Raw genomic sequence first — 18,065 nt, 5'->3', positions numbered from 1 at the left:
TTATCTTCTCCTTAGAAAGTCTTCAAGGTTTTTAGAATTTAAATTTCTCTCAAACTTTCCCTTTTCATTTAAAATCTTTGTGCTTGCGCCTAGGCCAAAGCCAATAATGTTTTCAAGTTCTTCCATCATAACAATATTATAAACTGAAGCATGACCCTTCTTTGCATATCCAATATTCTCTGATGAAATTACAGATTTTTTCTGCCTATAAAGATAATAGGGTTCATAATTATTTTCTATTAAAAGTTTCTTCGATTCTTCCAAAAGATTTCCAAAGTCTTCATCATTGTGGTAGGAATTTTCAAAAAGTTTTGATCCATTCTTTAAGGCTAGAGTGTGCAGCGTAATATTTTCTGGAGAAAAGTCTATTGCTTTTTTTATAGAATCAAGAATACTAGCCTTATCTTCTCCAGGAAGTCCCATGATTAAATCCATATTTATAGTTTCAAAACCAAACTCTCTTGCCTTATCAAACCAAAAACAAAAATCTTTATTTGAAACCCTATTTAATTTGTTAATTACCTCTTCATTGAAAGTCTGTGGATTTAGAGAAATCCTATTAACTCCCTTGTCTTTTAACATTTTTAAAATTTCAAGGCTCAAGCTATCAATTCTTCCGCATTCAACAGTAAACTCTCTTGTGTGGCCAAACTTTTTAATCAGTGAATCAATAATTTTTTCCAAGTTGTCCAAGCCAATTGATGTGGGAGTTCCCCCTCCTATATAAATTGAATTAGGCTCTTTAGAAAATTCAAGCTCATAGGAATTTATATCGTAGGTTAAATTTTTTGTGTATAAATCCATTTTCCCCTTGTTCTCTATTGTCGTGTCAAAGGAACAATAAAGGCACCTTGATGGGCAAAAGGGTATGTGCACATAGACATTATAATTTTTTAAATTGGAATTAAGCCTTAGATCTTCTTGATTTTTATAAATTTTATATAAAAAATCTGCCTCCTCATTTCCAATCCTATACTTGTCCCATAAAATTTTAAGGGACTCATCATAGGAAGAGCCCTCAAAAACTTTTGAGATAAGTTTTAAGGGCCTCACTCCAGTTAGGATTCCAAAGCTTGGATCAAAATTTTCACCCTTAGAAAACAAGTCAAATAAATATCTCTTAATAGCGAAGTGAGCTTTTTCATCCCTAAGCCTAAGCCTTTCACTAACCTTTATCTTGTCTCCAAAGATGCTAATAAAAACATTTTGGTCTTCAATTTTTATTTTGATGTCAAAGTTTAAATCTTCATAATTTTTAGGAAGCTTCATCCTAAAAAATTCGAAAATTGATTTCTTTAAGCCTTCGCTTTCGTTTTCTATATTAATCATAATTGTCTAAGATAAGGATTTGTCATTTTCTCATAGGATATTTGTGACTCAGGACCGTGACCTGATAGGACATAAATCTCATCGTCAAGTTTTTTTAATTTTTTTAATGATTCAATCATAAGTGAATGGTTTGACTCTGGAAAGTCAGTCCTTCCTATGGATCCATTAAAAAGAGTGTCTCCTGCAAATAAATAATTTTCAAATAAGTAGCAAACTGATCCAAGAGTATGGCCTGGCGTTTCAATAACTTTTATAGTTCCTTCTGAGAAAGGAATTTCATCCCCCTCTTTTACAAAGACATCTACATCAGCTGCTTCAATTTGCATACCAAAGGCAGAAGCTCTGACTTCCTTTGGACTCTCTAAGAAGGCCCTGTCATCTTTTGACATGTAAACTGGCGCCTTGTATTTTTTCACTAGAGCAGCAACTGCCCCTACGTGATCAAAGTGACCATGAGTTAGCAAAATATATTTGATATTTAGTGAGTTCTTATCAATAGCTTCAATTATATTTTCACTTGATCCACCTGGATCAACTACAAAAGCATCCTTGTTTTCATCAAAAAGTATAAAGCAATTTTCTTGTAACTCTCCAACAACTAACTTCATAATTTTATATTCCATTATTTCACCTAAAATTCCTTGCTTGAATCCAATAAAATAGTAACCGGTCCATCATTAATAAGTTCAACATCCATATCTGCACCATATTCGCCAACAGAAACCTTAATTCCTAAATTTTTCATCTCTTCAATGAATTTTTCATAAAGAATTATTCCATCATCAAACTTTGCCGACCTAATGTAGGATGGTCTGTTGCCCTTTCTGGCATCCCCATAGAGGGTGAATTGACTTACAACTAAAATTTCAAGACCATAATCAAGAAGAGACTTATTCATAACCCCTTCTTCGTCATCAAAAATTCTCAATTTGCTTACTTTTTTTATAATATATTCTAAATCTTTTTCGTCGTCATTAGCTTCTATGCCGAGTAAAAGCATAATCCCCTTGTCGATTTTAGAAATCACTTTGCCATCAACAGATACACTTGCTCTTTTTACTCTTTGAACTACTCCACGCATTTTATCACGCCTTTATTCTGTAAACTTCAAGGACATTGTTTATCCTCTTAAGTTTTTCCATTAGTCTTTCAAGTTCTTCACTGTCAGTTATTTCAACTGTAATATCTATAACAGCGTCGCCATTTTTTACAACTTTTGCATTTAAATAGGACATGCTAAGTTTAGATTCATTTACCCTACTTGCAATATCAGCAATAACATTTGGCTTGTCAAAGGCCCTGATTTCAATAGAAGCACTGTAGCTTGTTGAATTTGAATTTTCCCATTTAACTTCAACAAGTCTTTCTGGATCAACATTGTTTTGTAGATTTTTACAGTCCTTTCTGTGAACTGAAATTCCTCTTCCAATAGTTATATAACCAACAATTTCATCTCCAGGGACTGGTGTACAACATTTTGCAATTCTAACATTTACACCGTCAACACCCTTGACTTCAATTCCTTGGTTATTGTATCTCCTCTTAGATTCAACAATTTCTTCAATGCCTTTGTCGTCTTTTTTGTAATGCTTATTATAAATATCTTGTAATTTTGCAGTTACTTGGGCAGTAGTTATAGTTCCAAAGCCAACTGCTGCATACATTTCATCAAGACTAAGCATATTTAATTTTTCTTTTACTTCTTCTAGCCAATCATCACGCAAGATTTTGTGAGTTTCGTAGCCAAGTTTCTTAACTTCTCTTTCAATAGCATCTCGTCCTCTTTCAATATTCTTTTCCTTATCTTTAACCTTGAAATATTGCAAGATTTTTTTACGAGCTTGAGGACTCTTAACAATTTTTAACCAATCAAGAGATGGGCTTGTGTTTGGATTTGTAATAACATCAACAATATTACCACTTTGTAGGGTGTAATTAAGTGGTACAATCCTTCCATTGACCTTAGCACCTACACATGTGTTACCAACTTGGGAGTGAATTCTGTAGGCAAAGTCAATTGGAGTTGACCCTTCAGGTAAGTTTATAACATCTCCCCTTGGAGTGAAGACAAATACTTCATCAGCGAAGAAGTCAATCTTTAGGGTATCCATGAAGTCGCCTGGATCATTTAAGTCTTTTTGCCATTCAAGTAATTGTCTAAGCCAAGTTAAGTTTTCATCAAAAGCTGTTTCTTTAGATACTCCAGCCTTGTATTTCCAGTGGGCAGCGATACCATATTCAGCAGTTTGATGCATTTCATAAGTCCTAATTTGAACTTCAAAAGTCTCTCCATTATTGTCTATAACAGTTGTGTGAAGAGATTGATACTTATTAGGCTTAGGCATAGCTATATAGTCCTTAAACCTACCTGGTATTGGTTTGAAAAGTGTATGAACAACACCTAGGGCACCATAACAATCCTTTACGGAATGCGTTAATATTCTAACTGCAGAAAGGTCATAAATTTCATCAAAGACCTTGCCCTTCTTCTTCATCTTATTATAAATTGAGTAGAAGTTCTTTGGTCTTCCCTTAATTTCACATTCAATTCCAACATTTTTTAGGTTTTCTTCAAGAAGCCCTATTATGTGGTTGATTAAATCTTCTCTTTCATTCCTTCTCTTGTTGACCATGTCTACTAATTCATAGTAGCCTTCTTCATCAAGATACCTAAGTGAAAGGTCTTCAAGTTCCCACTTAATCCTGCTCATACCAAGCCTATCAGCTATTGGTGCATAGATTTCAACAGTTTCTGTTGCCTTTTCAATCTTCTTGGCATCAGTCATGTACTCAAGAGTTCTCATATTGTGAAGCCTATCAGCTAATTTAACAATAATAACCCTAATGTCCTTGGCCATGGCAAGAACCATTTTTCTTATATTTTCGGCTTGTTTTTCTTCCTTGTTTTTATAATTTAATTGTTTTAACTTTGTAACGCCGTCAACTAGGTCAGCAATTTCTTGACCAAATTCATTTTTAACATCTTCAAGAGTTACATCTGTATCTTCAACTACATCATGAAGAAGACCAGCAACTATAGTTGCTGTATCCATATTCATATCTGCCAAAATCAAGCTGACATTAAGGGGGTGAATAATATAGTCTTCACCAGAGTTTCTCTTTTGTCCCCTGTGGTGTTCATCAGCCATCTTATAGGCACGTTTAATCATGTCTATATCAGCATTTTCATTATAGGATTTTACTTTTTCAATTAATTCATCTATTAATAACATTCTTCTCACCTGTGATTCTATAGCTTTTTATCTTTAGCTGAATAGTAACATTTCCATTAAATTTATTTAAGTCAAGATTAAAAACTATATCTATAAATATATTTGAAGGTCTTCCATTTAAAAGACCCATAACTTCTTCCCTGCCATAGGAACTAGCAAGCTTATTTAAAAATACTTTTGAATCTTCAAATAATATTCCTGTGTAATTTATATTATCTTGGGATAAAGTCATCTTTAAAAAGTTTTTATTTTTACCCAAGATATTAAGTGACTTTATCTGTAAGTTTTTAGCACCAAACTTCGGCGCAGAGTTTCCATTTCCAAAGGGAGCCAGAGCCTCTATGTCCTGGACAAGCTTCATGCTAATGTATTTGAGCTCTAAATTTCCATCAATATAAATCTTTCTTATTAAGTCGTGCCTTGTTAAGCTCTCTTTTTGGTCTACATCCCTAATAAAGTCATCTAGATTTTCTAGGGGAAGAGCTAGTCCGCAGGCCATCTTGTGACCACCAAAGCTCCTCAGGTATTCCTTAGATTTAGAAAATTCTTGGAACATATTATATTCTTCAATACTTCTTCCAGATCCCTTAATTAAGTCCTTGGAATCACTTAGAACTACGCTTGGCCTGTAATACTTTTCTTTGATTTTTCCAGCAACAATACCAAGAATGGATTCATTTAAGCCTTCCTCATAAACTATTAGGACCTTATGCTTATCTAGCAATCCTTCTTTCTGTATCTTCTCATCTATTACTTCAAAGGCATCACTAGTTAGCTTTTGTCTTTCATAATTTAGGTCTCTTAATTCTTTGGCTTTTTCAAGAGCAATAGAATAGTCCTTTTCCAAAAATAATTCTAGGGCTTCTTTAGCAGATTCAAGCCTTCCACTGGAATTAATAGTTGGTCCAAGGATAAAACCAAGATGGTAAACATCAATATCATCTTTTTTTATATCGGCTGCCTCTATTAAGGCATTAAGGCCCAAATCTTTGCTTTTCCTTAAGATCTTAATTCCCTCAGAAACTATAACCCTATTTTCATTTGTAAGTGGCATTACATCACATACAGTAGCTATGGCAGCATAGGGCAAGAATTTTTCATAAAACTCTTCCTTGTCTACTCCCTTGATCAAAAAAAGATACTCTATGAGTTTAAAGGCAACTACCCCTCCGCAAATTTCCTTAAAGGGATAAGAGCAAGCATCCTGTTTTGGATCTATAACTGCACTTGCCTCTGGTATAATCTCAACTTCATTTCCATCTTTAATAATTTTCGGCACCTCATGATGGTCAGTTACAACTACATCAATATCTAAAGACATGGCATAATCAACTGCATCTCTTGCAGCTATTCCATTGTCACAAGTTATAATGCACTTGACACCATCTTCATTAGCCTTGTCAATTAAATTTTTGTTGATTCCATAGCCATCTTTAACTCTATGAGGTATGTCATAAGAGACATCTCCACCAATAGTCCTTAAGCCTTCATACAAGATATAAGTTGATGTTACACCGTCAACATCATAGTCTCCAATAATTCTAATTTTATTTTTCTTAGCCAAGTGACTTAAAATTATATTTGAAGCCTTGACCATGTCCTTTAACAAAATAGGCGAATTTAAATTTGAAAGACTTGGCTCTAAAAACTCTCGAATGTCTTCTTCAGTATTTATTTCCCTATTGAGTAAAATTTTATATATGACATTGTTTATCCCTAATTTTTTATAGTCGATTCCAGGATCACTTTTGTTTTTTATAAACCATCTTTCCATTTAATCACCACTTTATATATACGATTAATTATATCAAAAATTATCATTTAGGTAAAACAATTAGGCTATCAAGCAACAAAAAAAGAACCCTCATGGGGGTTCTTCAAAAGATTTTATTATTCTTCATTAGCTAGAACTGAAATTGCACATTCAATTCTTTTCTTTTCCATTTCACATCCAACCTTGTAAGGTTTGCTTAAGTCATTGTTGCTGTAGTAAGCGTTGGCGTGACAACCACCTGAGCAGTAGTATCTTGCCCAACAAGTAGGACAGTCTTCATTAGTATAAACATTGGAATTTTTAAAAGTATCTCTTAGGTCAGTGTTTTTTATTCCTTCATCAACATTACCAAGTAAGAAGTCTTCTTCACCAACAAATTGGTGACAAGGATAAATTTCTCCTTGCGGAGTTATAGCAACATATTCCGATCCAGCACCACATCCAACAGTCCTCTTAACTATACAAGGTCCTTGAGATAGGTCAATAATAAAGTGGAAGAAGGAAAAGTCCTTGTCTTTCTTTCTTATTTCAATATAGTCCTTGGACATTTTTTCATACTCTCTAAGAATTTTATCAAGGTGTTCTTCTCTTATTGCGTAAGGCTCTCTCTCATCAGTAACTACTGGTTCAATAGAAGTCTTTTTAAATCCATGAGAATAGAAGTCCTTTAAGTCTTCTGAAAAGTCTAAATTTTCATTTGTGAAAGTTCCCCTGATAAAGTAGTCCTTGTCTCCTCTCTTATCAATAAGTTCTTTGAACTTTGGAACTATAATGTCATAGGACCCCTTGCCATTAGTAGTAGGACGCATTTCATCATTAATTTCTTTTCTTCCATCAATTGATAGAACTACATTGTCCATGTTCTCATTAATAAATTCTTCTATTTCGTCATTTAGTAGGACGCCATTAGTTGTAATTGTGAATCTAAAGTGTTTGTCATATTTCTTTTCTTCTTCTCTACCATAAGCTACAAGTTTTTTTACTAAGTCAAAATTCATTAGAGGTTCCCCACCGAAGAAATCCACTTCAAGATTTCTCCTGTTACCAGAATTTTGTAGAAGAAAGTCTAAGGCCTTCTTACCTGTTTCAAAAGTCATAAGACTTCTATCTCCCTTGAAGTCACCTTGGGATGCAAAGCAATACTTACATCTTAGGTTACAATCGTGGGCAACATGAAGGCAAAGAGCCTTTACTACATTTTGAGGATTGAATCGAGGAAGTTTAAAGTGTTCATCTTCAGAAAATAATAAATCTTCCTTAGCCAAGTAGTCTATTTCTTCATAGGCTTCTTTAGCATCTTCTTCATTATATAGTTTTGAATATTTATCAATAACTTCATCCTTTGACAATTTTTCATAATCATCAATCATTTCATATACAATTTTTTCTACTACATGGACTGATCCACTTGCTATATCAAGGACAATGTATCTATTATTTAAATAAAATTTATGAATTCTTTCTTCCATCTTTTCTCCTTTACTTAACCCCTAACAAAATAAAAGCAAGGTTTCCCTTGCCTTAGTTTTCAGAATTTTCACATTTTTGATTTCCAACTGTACAGCTAGTTTTGCAAGCTGATTGACAAGATGTTTGACATTCGCCACATCCGCCTTTTTCATAAGTTTTCTTAAGATTTTTTTGTGTAAGTGTTTTAATGTGTTTCATAATATCTCCTATTCTTCTTCAGCGTCTTTTAAATCAGCATTCTTTTTATAAGTACCATTAATTCCCCACTTCATGACTTCAATTTTTGTGTTGTCAGATGAAGTTTCGATAACTAAGTAATCTTCCTTTACAAGGATAATTTTTCCAATAATACCACCGATTGTTATTATTTTATCTCCAACCTTTAAGTTTTCACGCATTTCATTTATTTCATTTGCTTTTTTCTTTTGCGGTCTTATTACGAAGAAATAAAAAACAACAAACATCAATATTAAGGGAATAAAGTTTAACATTGCGTTTTGATTCATTATTAACCCCTTTCTTCTTTATGATTTATAATTATATTATACATTTTATCTTATAACTTAACAAGAATATCTTTAAGACTTTACTTATAACCGTATTTTTTATAAAAATCTTTTTTATATTCTAAGAAGTAGTCACCTTTAATAGACTCTCTAATATTTTTCATCATGTCGATTAAGAAGTAGAGATTGTGAATAGTTGCAAGCCTCATTCCAAGTATCTCGTCTACATTAAATAAGTGTCTAAGATATGCCTTAGAATAGTTTCTACAAGTGTAGCAGTCGCATTCATCATCTAATCTTGAGAAGTCATCCTTATAAATTGCATTTTTAATTGGAATTCTTCCCTGATGAGTTAAGACAGTTCCATTTCTTGCAATTCTTGTAGGAAGAACACAGTCTGCCATGTCCACTCCTCTTTCTACTGCTTCGAATAAGTAGTCTGGACTACCAACTCCCATTAGGTATCTAGGTTTATTTTCAGGCATGAAGTCTGTTGTGTAATCTAAGATTTCAGTCATTAAATCAATAGGTTCACCAACTGAAAGACCTCCAATAGAATAACCCTTAAAGTCCATATCCACCATTTCTTTTGCAGAAATTTCTCTTAGGTCCTTATACATACCACCTTGGATAATTCCAAAAAGAGTTTGATTATCTACGTTCTTGTGGTGGTTCTTACATCTTTCAGCCCATCTAAGAGTTCTTCTCATTGAATGATCTATATATTCATGGCTTGCTGGATAGGGTGCACATTCGTCAAAGGCCATAATTATATCTGATCCCAAAATGTTTTGGATATCAATTGACTTTTCAGGAGAGATAAACATCTTGCTCCCGTCAATATGACTCCTAAAATGAACTCCTTCTTCAGTAATTTTTCTATTATCTGATAAAGAAAAAACCTGAAATCCTCCTGAATCTGTTAGAATTGGTTTGTCCCAATTCATAAACTTGTGAAGACCTCCAGCTTTTTCTATTATCTCAGTCCCTGGTCTTAAAAATAAATGATAGGTATTAGATAAAATTATTTGTGCTCCAATATCTTTTAACTCTTCAGGAGTCATAGTCTTTACTGTTGCTCTTGTTCCAACTGGCATGAAAATTGGAGTTTCAATTTCCCCATGATTAGTTGTTATTTTTCCAAGTCTTGCCTTTGAATCCTTAGAAGTCTTTAATAATTCAAATTTAAACATAAAACCTACCTTATAAACATGGCATCACCAAAGCTGAAAAATCTATATCTTTCTTTAACAGCTTCTTCATATGCCTTTAAAATAATCTCTCTACTTGATAAGGATGAAACAAGCATTAGAAGAGTGGATTCTGGCAAGTGAAAGTTTGTTATAAGGGCATCTACACACTTAAACTTATAGGGTGGATAAATAAATATATTTGTAAATCCACTTTTTTCACATACTCTTCCATCTTCATTTGCAATAGATTCAACAGTTCTCACACTTGTAGTGCCAACTGCGATTACCCTGCTTCCCCTGTCCTTGGCTGCATTTATTTTATCTGCAACTTCCTTTGTCATTACATAAAATTCAGAGTGCATTTCATGTTCATCAACATTTTCCACCTTAACTGGTCTAAAGGTTCCTAGTCCAACGTGAAGAGTAATGTAACAAATTTCTACACCCTTATCTTTTAATTTTTCTAATAATTCCTTTGTGAAATGAAGTCCTGCAGTTGGTGCGGCAGCTGATCCTTCTTCCCTTGCGTAAACTGTTTGATACCTATTTTTATCCTCTAGTTTTTCTGTTATATAAGGTGGAAGTGGCATTTCACCAAGTTCATCTAGGATTTCTTCAAATATTCCATCATAATCAAATTTTAGAAATCTAGATCCGTCTTCTGAAATATCTACAACCTCAGCAGAAAGTTTATCACTGAAAATAATTTTACTTCCTATTTTTGCTTTTTTACCAGGTTTAGATAGACATTCCCATATATCATCTTTCATATTTAAAAGAAGAAATTCTATTTTTTCTTCTTTTCCTTCCCTGTGTCCATAAATTCTTGCAGGCATTACCTTGGTGTCGTTTAATACCAACAAATCACCCTTCTTGAGATAGTCTATGATATCATAAAAGTGTTTGTGTTCCATCTCTCCACTTTCTTTATCTAAAACAAGAAGTCTTGAATGATCTCTTTTTTCTTCAGGATGTTGTGCTATTAATTCCTTTGGTAAGTCGTAATAAAAATCTTTTGTTTTCATTTTCGCCTTTCTATTATTTTATCTTTTCAATATTTGTTCCTGGAAAATAAAATTCAATAATATCCTTGTAATTGCTTCCCTTTTTTGCCATTTCAACAGCACCGTATTGACTCATGCCAACACCATGTCCATATCCCTTTCCACTTACAAATATTTTATTTCCTATTACATTTACATCAAATAGGGTTGATTTGATAATTGTATTACCAATTTTTTTTCTAAAATCAGTAGCCTTTATTTTTACATCTCCCTTTGATGTAGAAAAAGTTAAGTTGTTAACTCTATTCGAATTATTGTAGTCAAGACTAACGCTAAATACATCAGATAAATTTAACTTCTTTAAATCGCTATCTTTAAGCTCATACTTCCATGGATGAACTGAGTAAGGATCTTCTTGTGCAATAAGGTAAGGAACACTATTTCCGCCCCAAGCTTCGGAAGAAGCGACAGTATAACCACCAGAAGAAGCACAGAAAATTGTCTCTGCAACTTCACCCTTATATTTAATAACTTGGCCAAGAGTATCTTCTACAGCCTTATTTGTAGATTTGTTCTCAACATCTTTTCCATAATAAACTTGTGAGCTTGTAGTATCGTCAAGATTATAGCCTTTTTTAATAAATTTGTTGTAATTATTAATAGCAAAAGACCTTGAGCATAAGGCTTGGGCCTTTAGAGATTCCATTGGAAAACTTGGGCTCATTTCTTTTGGAAGAACTCCCTTTAAATATTCGTCTATCTCCACCCTATTTACTACATCAAGTTTTTTATTATTAACTCTAAAGGAAATTGCTCCCCCATAGTTTCTCTTGATTTTATCTACGTAAATTGGCGAATCAGAGGATATTAAAAAGGCTCCATTTTGTGGAAAGTTATTTAATTTAAAATTCTTTCCATCTAAATTAATTTTATTTCCATCAAATATAATATTAATTTCATTGTTGTTTGTATTGTTTATTACTTGTTCATCAGAAGTCACAACTTTTAAATTAGATTTAGATTTTAATTTTAATGTTTCACCAGCTGAAATAGATTTTCCAACCTTAATGTCAATCTTGTCATAGTCTTCCTTAGCAAAGATATTTAATGGCAGTAAAACCAAAAATAAAGCTAACAATAATATTTTTTTCATTTTATTCACCCTTATACTCCAAACCAAAATGGTCATAGGCCCTTTTAGTGGCCATCCTTCCTCTAGGCGTTCTAATAATAAAGCCTATTTGCATTAAATAAGGCTCATAAACATCTTCTACTGTTCCCTTATCTTCACCAATAGCAGCTGAAATCGCATCAATTCCAACTGGCCTACCGTTGAATTTCTCAATCATTGTAAGTATAATTCTTCTGTCAATATTGTCTAAGCCAAACTTGTCGATTTCAAGAAGGTTAAGTCCCTTTATGGCAACCTTAGTTGTTATAACTCCGCCTTCCTTTACTTCAGCATAGTCTCTTACTCTTTTCAAAAGTCTATTGGCAATTCTCGGTGTTCCCCTTGATCTTCTTGCAATTTCTAAGGCTCCCTCTTCTTCTATGGGAACATTTAAAATTTTAGCCGACCTCATTATAATCTCAACTAAAGACTTTGTATCATAAAGATCAAGTTTCAACATTACCCCAAACCTATCTCTAAGAGGTGACGTAAGCATACCTGCCCTTGTTGTGGCACCAATAAGTGTAAAAGGTGCAAGGTCAAGTCTAATTGATCTTGCAGAAGGTCCCTTACCTATTATTATATCTAAAGCATGGTCCTCCATAGCAGGATATAAGATTTCCTCCACAGACTTATTTAGCCTGTGAATTTCATCAATAAATAGAACATCGTCATTATTTAAATTTGTAAGAATACTTGCTAGGTCTCCCTGCTTTTCAATTGCAGGGCCAGATGTAACCTTTAGGTTAACCCCCATCTCATTGGCAATTATGCCAGCAAGTGTGGTTTTCCCAAGTCCTGGTGGTCCACTTAAAAGTGTATGATCCAAGGGTTCTGACCTGTTCTTGGCAGCTTCAATAAAAATTTTTAAATTCTTAACTACCTTTTCTTGGCCAATATACTCTTCTAACCACTTAGGTCTAAGACTTACCTCCCTAGCATCGCCATCAATAAGTTCTGGCTCAACTAATCTATTTTTTTCCATTATATCAACCCATTAATTTTAAAGCTTCTCTTATTCTCTCAGAAATATCAATAGAAGGATCTACCTTTTCTAGTGCTTTTTTAGCATCATATACATTATAACCTAAGGAAATTAGGGCCTCAACTGCTGAATCGTCCTTTTCTTCGATAATTTCTACATCATCAGTCATAGAAGTCAAGTCTAGGTCTAACTTCTCAACCTTATCCTTTAATTCAAGAATTATCCTTTGAGCAGTTTTCTTCCCTATACCAGGTAATTTTGTAAGAGATTTTTCATCCTTGGATATAATATATTTTGCAATATTAAAGACATCATCGCCATCAAGAATTCCCATGGCTAACTTAGGACCAATTCCTGTTACACTTGTAAGAAGATCGAAAGCATCTCTTGTTTCTATATGTCTAAATCCATATAAAATTGCCGCATCTTCCCTTAAAACAAGCCTAATGTTGATGAAAACTTCTTCATTTTCATAAAATGTGTGAAGTTCTCTTTCCACCATATTAACTATATAGCCTATTCCATTGGATTCAAGTACTAGGTATCCCCTGTCAGTAGAGTGAACTCTTCCCCTTAAAAATTCTATCATTATATCATCCTAAAACTTTCTTTAAACTTAATTGAACTTCCATGAGTTATTGCAACTGCTAAGGCATCTGCAACATCGTCAGGTTTTGGAACCTTTTCTAAGTTTAAAATAATTCTTACCATCTCTTGAACTTGATTTTTAGTAGCCCTTCCATAACCAACTATGGCTTGTTTTACTTGAAGAGGCGTGTATTCATAAAGTCCTGCTCCAGATTCTTTGGCAGCAAGGACTTCAACTCCACGAGCTTGGGCAACTGTAATTGCTGTCTTAACATTCTTATTAAAAAACAATTCTTCAAAAGCAATGTCGTCAGGCTTATACCTTTCTATAAGTTCATTCATTTCTTCGTAGATTGTATCTAGTCTTTCTGGGAGAGGAACTTTTGCCTCTGTGGTTATTGCACCGTAATCTAAAACTTTATAAGAATTCCCTTTAAGTTCAAGAAATCCATATCCAACAATAGCTATCCCTGGGTCAATTCCCAAAATTATCAATTTATCACCACTTTAAAAAGGATAGTATAAAACTATCCTTACTTGTATCTCTTTAAAACTCTATCATTAACTCCATCCCAAAAAGCATTTCTAAAAACTCTGAAGCAATCTATGTAGAGAAATTTAGAAATCTTATTATTTAAATTTTCAATTTCAGAATCAGTTAAGTAGGAGTCAACTTCTTTTATTTCAACGTCGTCATCTTGACTTCTAAAAATAAGCTGCAAGTCTAGGTGGTCGTTTATACTTTGGATCTTACTATTGAGAAGTCTTTTTCTAACATCAGTAAGAGTGTTTTTTATAAAAATCCTTATTTGCCTATCTTTTCTTATTTCTTTAAAAACTAACTTCTTAAAAGATAAAACTTCTTCGTTTTTAAATTCATATTGAAAAAGTTTTTTTCTATTGTAAAGTTCATCTATTGTAAGGTGCTTTAAGGTTATTATCTCAAGCATATTTATGTGCTTTTTTGAGTTAAACCCAAGTCTATAACCCTCTAAGTATAAGTAAAGTTCAAGCCTATTTATGTCATCATGAATAAGACTTGAGAGGTTCCTTGCTATAAGTTCAATTCCCTCTTTTTGCCTATAAACTTTTACAATATCCTTTCTCAAATTCTCAAGAGTTACGTACCTTGGATAAATATTTTCAATGGATTCGTAAACATTGTAAAGATTGAGTAAAATATTTATGCTATCCAAGTCGCCCTTGTACAAAAAGTTTGCGATTAGGTATTTTTTTATATCTTTAAAGGCAAGCCTTTTATAAGGTGTCTGATTTAATTTTTCTGCCAATTCCATAAAAAAATCCTCCGTTACTTCGTATAAAATAATTATACTATAAGTCACGGAGGATTGAAATCCAAATTGTAAATGTAATGTAATTATAATAATTTAATTTTATTGTCTTTGCAGAAGTCTAAACTCTTTTCATCCCAAACACCTACTTGGACTTCTCCAATGTGTTGCTTTTCTAAAAAGAACATACAAATTCTTGATTGGCCAATACCACCACCAACAGTGTAAGGTAAGTCTGCATTTAAAACATTTTGGTGATAAGGAAGTTTAAATCTTTCAGTTGTATTTGTAAGTTCGCATTGACTCTTTAGAGATTTTTCATCAACACGGATACCCATGCTTGAAACTTCAAGAGAGTTATCTAGGACTTCATCCCAGAACAAGATGTCTCCATTTAAGTCCCAATCATCATAGTCAGGTGATCTGTGATCGTGTGGCTCACCAGACTTTAATTTATGTCCAATGCCCATGATAAACACAGCACCCTTTTCCTTACAGATTAATTTTTCTCTTTCCTTAGAAGTTTTTCCTGGATACATATCTTCTAATTCTTGGGAAGTTATAAAGAAGATTTCTTCTGGAAGCTTCTTTGAAAGAATGTATGGATAAGTTTGATTAATATATTCTTCAGTTCTTTTAAATACAGAATAAATTTCTCTTACAATTAAGAAAAGATATTCTTTATTCCTATCAGACTTATTTATAATTTTTTCCCAGTCCCATTGGTCTACATAAGAAGAGTGAATTTCATCAAGTTCTTCTTCTGCCCTAATGGCATTCATATCTGCGTAGATTCCTTCATACATATTAAAATTGTAGTCCTTAAGGGCATTCCTCTTCCACTTAGCAAGAGATTGAACAATTTCAACATTAATCCCATATTGTCTAAGATCAAAGTCTACAGCTTTTTCTCCATTTAAGTTGTCGTTAAGTCCAGTTTCAGGTCTTACAAAAAGAGGTGCAGAAACCCTTTGTAGATTTAAAGTGTTTGCCAAATCTCTTTGAAAGTAATCCTTAACTGACTTGATTGCAATTTGTGTCTCTCTAAGATCTAATTTTGTAGCACTAGAGTTGTTCCTCATCTTTTCCTCCCTAATTATAAAAATCTTCCACCCACATTGAGTGAAAGATTTCTTTTAAATATATTGTATATCAAAATCTCCTTGAAATTGGAGACTTGATTCAATAACTAAAACAGAAATATTTGTACAAAGATTTAAAGCAAAATTCAAATCATTATCAAAGGAATGATTTGACTCCTTGTATTGGTCTATTACATCTATTAAATACTTCTTAACTCTTTCTTCAAGCCTCATGTCAGAATCTTCTAAAAAACTAATATCATTTATACTAATTACAGATGAAAAATCTTTTTCTAGATATTTATTTTCTCTTGCATAAAGAGCTAAGTCTTGTTCGTACTTAACGTGTTTTCTCAAATTTTCTACGAAAGTCATTCTGTAGGCGTGAGGATAGCAAACAAAATCACATAGATAGTGCATTATTATGCCAAGCCTCCTGCTCACATAGTTAATTAATAGTTTGCTTTCATTTCCTTCAGAATAAGAAAACCTTGAAAAGAAAATTAATTTTGTAATTTCTTTTGCTATATAGTCTCCAGATTCGTCGAAATAATGTCTCTTCAACTTATAATAAGGAAGGACATCGGGAGCAACTGATCCCCAAAGCATTTTTTCTAAATTTAAATTGACATTGTATTTATCTTTTATTCTATCGTGGACAATTTTTGCCACGATTTTATGTGTATCTGGTAAAATTTTTAAACACATCCTAATTAAAATTTTTCAACATCTTCACAAAATGATTTTATACTTTAATAGTTAAATTGTCAATTTTTAGTTTGTTTTGTCAAGTTCCTTTGATATTACATCCCAAATATTTGGAGTTTCAAACCCAAGTCTCCAGCTTCCAACACCTGCTAGGTTGTATTTATTAACAAGAGATACCTTTTTCTCAAGTGAGTTTGCATCTTCAATCCAAATTTTATAGTCTGCATTGTTTTCTTGATATTCGATATAATTTTGTTGTGACTCTTTGTCCCAAACTGGTTTTAAACCTTTAGCTGCAATTATTCTTGCAACTTCATCCATAGAAATTGTCTTAGAAGTTACCTTGCCGCCAGCTTCTTTCCATATTCTTGTATAAAGTGGAACTCCAAGAATCATTTTTTTATTTGGAATATTTCTAAACAATACATTGACAGATCCCTCTACCCATTTATATTGGGCAACAGATCCAGCCTTATCAGAAGATCCCCAGTGTTGGTCGTAGGCCATTACTACCATGTAGTCAGCTATCTCAGCGAGAGACTTTCTGTCATAAGGTTCCTTTGTAACATCAGCTGATATTTGCGGTGTAACGTCAACAGTTATTATGAAGTCATCTCCTGCTGCTTGTCTAAATTCTCTTACAAAGTCTGTTATATAATCTCTATCGTCAATCTTTGTATGTTCGAAGTCAATGTTTATTCCCTTCATGCCATACTTTTTGCATAGCTCAAGAGTTTTATTTATAACCTTTTTACGAGTGTTTTCATTTGATAGGGCCTCATGAGTTATATTTGGATCAAAGGAGTTATCAAGATATGCCCAGACATCTATTCCTAAGTCCTTATATTTTTTAATATAATTTTGATTTCCCCTGTCAATCATATCTCCATTTCCATTTCTAATGGAGAACCATGTTGGAATTATTACATCAAGTCCCTTTATGTCTTTAATTTGGTTTATCTTGTCTTCAGAATGTTCTGCATAAGTGTAATCCCAAGTTAAGTTAATTGGACCGTCAGATGTATTTTTTGAAGTTGACTTTAAAGATACTTTTTCAAAATTTTCGTCAAGGTCCTTCTTTAAAACATATCCGGCATATCCTTCTGGCATCCTAACTTTGTAGAACTTACCCTTTTCTTCATATACATAAAGTTCTTCTCCCTTTGGAAGCTTCTTTATAATTGGGCTCCTCTTAGAAGCAGATTCTCTTAATAGAGTTTCTGATGTAGTCTTAGTTAGGTCATACTCCTTGTCCCTGTAGTCAAGAAGCAATAGTCTAATGTCCTTGTTGTACCTTAATCTAACATCATAGTCGTAGATAAAGGCTTCAATTGGAAGCATAATCTTTCCATTTTTTTCAATAACAGGAGCTCTTAAATCAATTGTCCCGCTGTTAAACTTTGCTTCATATTCATTTAATTTTAAAATTTTATTAGCATGATTGTTGTTGATTTTTACTTCACCTGTTGACTCATCATATTCGATTCCCTTATCAAGGTATTCTTTTATGTAGTCTAGTGAAAGGTAAATCATTCCATCTTCAATACAAAAGTCGTCTTTATCAATGTCTTTGTCTTCTGTCAAAAAGTTAAACTTATCGTACTTAGTTGAGATTTTGCTAGTTCCTCTATTTTCAACAAATAAAAATGCACCAGCTGCTAGGACTACTATTAACAAGAGTCCCATAAAAAGTTTTTTCATATTTATCACCCTTTATTAAATTATTTGCT

Annotated in this window: 18 protein-coding genes; all 18 read right to left on the bottom strand. The window is 33.0% G+C overall.

Annotated features, from left to right (window positions below):
• Nucleotides 1-1,329, bottom strand: coding sequence for a coproporphyrinogen dehydrogenase HemZ (hemZ, locus tag M9426_RS08315; protein WP_250341950.1), 1,329 nt, complete (start codon nt 1,327-1,329; stop codon nt 1-3).
• The gene (locus M9426_RS08310; protein WP_250341949.1) at nt 1,326-1,952 is read right to left on the bottom strand and encodes an MBL fold metallo-hydrolase; all 627 of its coding nucleotides are present in this window, start codon (nt 1,950-1,952) and stop codon (nt 1,326-1,328) included. Before M9426_RS08310 ends, hemZ begins: the two co-directional genes overlap by 4 nt.
• An 8-nt stretch (nt 1,953-1,960) precedes the next feature.
• Complete coding sequence (gene dtd / locus M9426_RS08305; protein WP_005956763.1) at nt 1,961-2,410, bottom strand: D-aminoacyl-tRNA deacylase; 450 nt, start codon at nt 2,408-2,410, stop codon at nt 1,961-1,963.
• Between the two features lie 4 nt (nt 2,411-2,414).
• Nucleotides 2,415-4,562: a RelA/SpoT family protein gene (locus M9426_RS08300; protein WP_250341948.1), complete on the bottom strand. Its 2,148-nt coding sequence runs from the start codon at nt 4,560-4,562 to the stop codon at nt 2,415-2,417.
• Nucleotides 4,546-6,336, bottom strand: a complete 1,791-nt coding sequence (gene recJ, locus M9426_RS08295; RefSeq protein WP_250341947.1) for a single-stranded-DNA-specific exonuclease RecJ — start codon at nt 6,334-6,336, stop codon at nt 4,546-4,548. Before recJ ends, M9426_RS08300 begins: the two co-directional genes overlap by 17 nt.
• A gap of 116 nt (nt 6,337-6,452) precedes the next feature.
• Nucleotides 6,453-7,805 carry a thioether cross-link-forming SCIFF peptide maturase gene (gene scfB, locus M9426_RS08290; protein WP_250341946.1) on the bottom strand — a complete coding sequence of 451 codons (1,353 nt, stop codon included), beginning with the start codon at nt 7,803-7,805 and terminating at the stop codon, nt 6,453-6,455.
• 52 nt (nt 7,806-7,857) lie between these two features.
• Nucleotides 7,858-8,004, bottom strand: a complete 147-nt coding sequence (gene scfA, locus M9426_RS08285) for a six-cysteine ranthipeptide SCIFF (protein WP_005956826.1) — start codon at nt 8,002-8,004, stop codon at nt 7,858-7,860.
• A gap of 8 nt (nt 8,005-8,012) precedes the next feature.
• Entirely contained in the window at nt 8,013-8,312 is a 300-nt protein-coding gene (gene yajC, locus M9426_RS08280; RefSeq protein WP_005956830.1) for a preprotein translocase subunit YajC, read from the bottom strand.
• Between the two features lie 80 nt (nt 8,313-8,392).
• Complete coding sequence (gene tgt, locus M9426_RS08275; RefSeq protein WP_250341945.1) at nt 8,393-9,505, bottom strand: tRNA guanosine(34) transglycosylase Tgt; 1,113 nt, start codon at nt 9,503-9,505, stop codon at nt 8,393-8,395.
• A 5-nt stretch (nt 9,506-9,510) separates the two neighbouring features.
• Nucleotides 9,511-10,530 carry a tRNA preQ1(34) S-adenosylmethionine ribosyltransferase-isomerase QueA gene (gene queA / locus M9426_RS08270; protein WP_250341944.1) on the bottom strand — a complete coding sequence of 340 codons (1,020 nt, stop codon included), beginning with the start codon at nt 10,528-10,530 and terminating at the stop codon, nt 9,511-9,513.
• A gap of 13 nt (nt 10,531-10,543) precedes the next feature.
• Complete coding sequence (locus M9426_RS08265) at nt 10,544-11,662, bottom strand: SpoIID/LytB domain-containing protein (protein WP_250341943.1); 1,119 nt, start codon at nt 11,660-11,662, stop codon at nt 10,544-10,546.
• Between the two features lies 1 nt (nt 11,663).
• Nucleotides 11,664-12,665 carry a Holliday junction branch migration DNA helicase RuvB gene (gene ruvB, locus M9426_RS08260; protein ID WP_250341942.1) on the bottom strand — a complete coding sequence of 334 codons (1,002 nt, stop codon included), beginning with the start codon at nt 12,663-12,665 and terminating at the stop codon, nt 11,664-11,666.
• Between the two features lie 4 nt (nt 12,666-12,669).
• Nucleotides 12,670-13,254: a Holliday junction branch migration protein RuvA gene (gene ruvA / locus M9426_RS08255; RefSeq protein WP_250341941.1), complete on the bottom strand. Its 585-nt coding sequence runs from the start codon at nt 13,252-13,254 to the stop codon at nt 12,670-12,672.
• On the bottom strand, nt 13,254-13,748 hold the full coding sequence (gene ruvC / locus M9426_RS08250; RefSeq protein ID WP_148465495.1) for a crossover junction endodeoxyribonuclease RuvC: 495 nt from the start codon (nt 13,746-13,748) through the stop codon (nt 13,254-13,256). Before ruvC ends, ruvA begins: the two co-directional genes overlap by 1 nt.
• A 38-nt stretch (nt 13,749-13,786) precedes the next feature.
• A complete protein-coding gene (locus M9426_RS08245; RefSeq protein WP_060800076.1) occupies nt 13,787-14,548 on the bottom strand; it encodes a hypothetical protein in 762 nt (253 codons plus the stop codon).
• A gap of 83 nt (nt 14,549-14,631) precedes the next feature.
• On the bottom strand, nt 14,632-15,627 hold the full coding sequence (asnA, locus tag M9426_RS08240) for an aspartate--ammonia ligase (RefSeq protein ID WP_250341940.1): 996 nt from the start codon (nt 15,625-15,627) through the stop codon (nt 14,632-14,634).
• Nucleotides 15,628-15,681: 54 nt separating this feature from the next.
• Nucleotides 15,682-16,335, bottom strand: a complete 654-nt coding sequence (locus M9426_RS08235) for a zinc dependent phospholipase C family protein (RefSeq protein ID WP_250341939.1) — start codon at nt 16,333-16,335, stop codon at nt 15,682-15,684.
• A 66-nt stretch (nt 16,336-16,401) separates the two neighbouring features.
• The gene (locus M9426_RS08230) at nt 16,402-18,036 is read right to left on the bottom strand and encodes a glycosyl hydrolase family 18 protein (RefSeq protein ID WP_250341938.1); all 1,635 of its coding nucleotides are present in this window, start codon (nt 18,034-18,036) and stop codon (nt 16,402-16,404) included.
• Nucleotides 18,037-18,065 lie beyond the last annotated feature (29 nt).

This window comes from Peptoniphilus genitalis (genome assembly GCF_023614525.1).
Taxonomy (GTDB): domain Bacteria; phylum Bacillota; class Clostridia; order Tissierellales; family Peptoniphilaceae; genus Peptoniphilus_A; species Peptoniphilus_A genitalis.
This window is presented reverse-complemented; position numbering and strand designations above follow the sequence as displayed.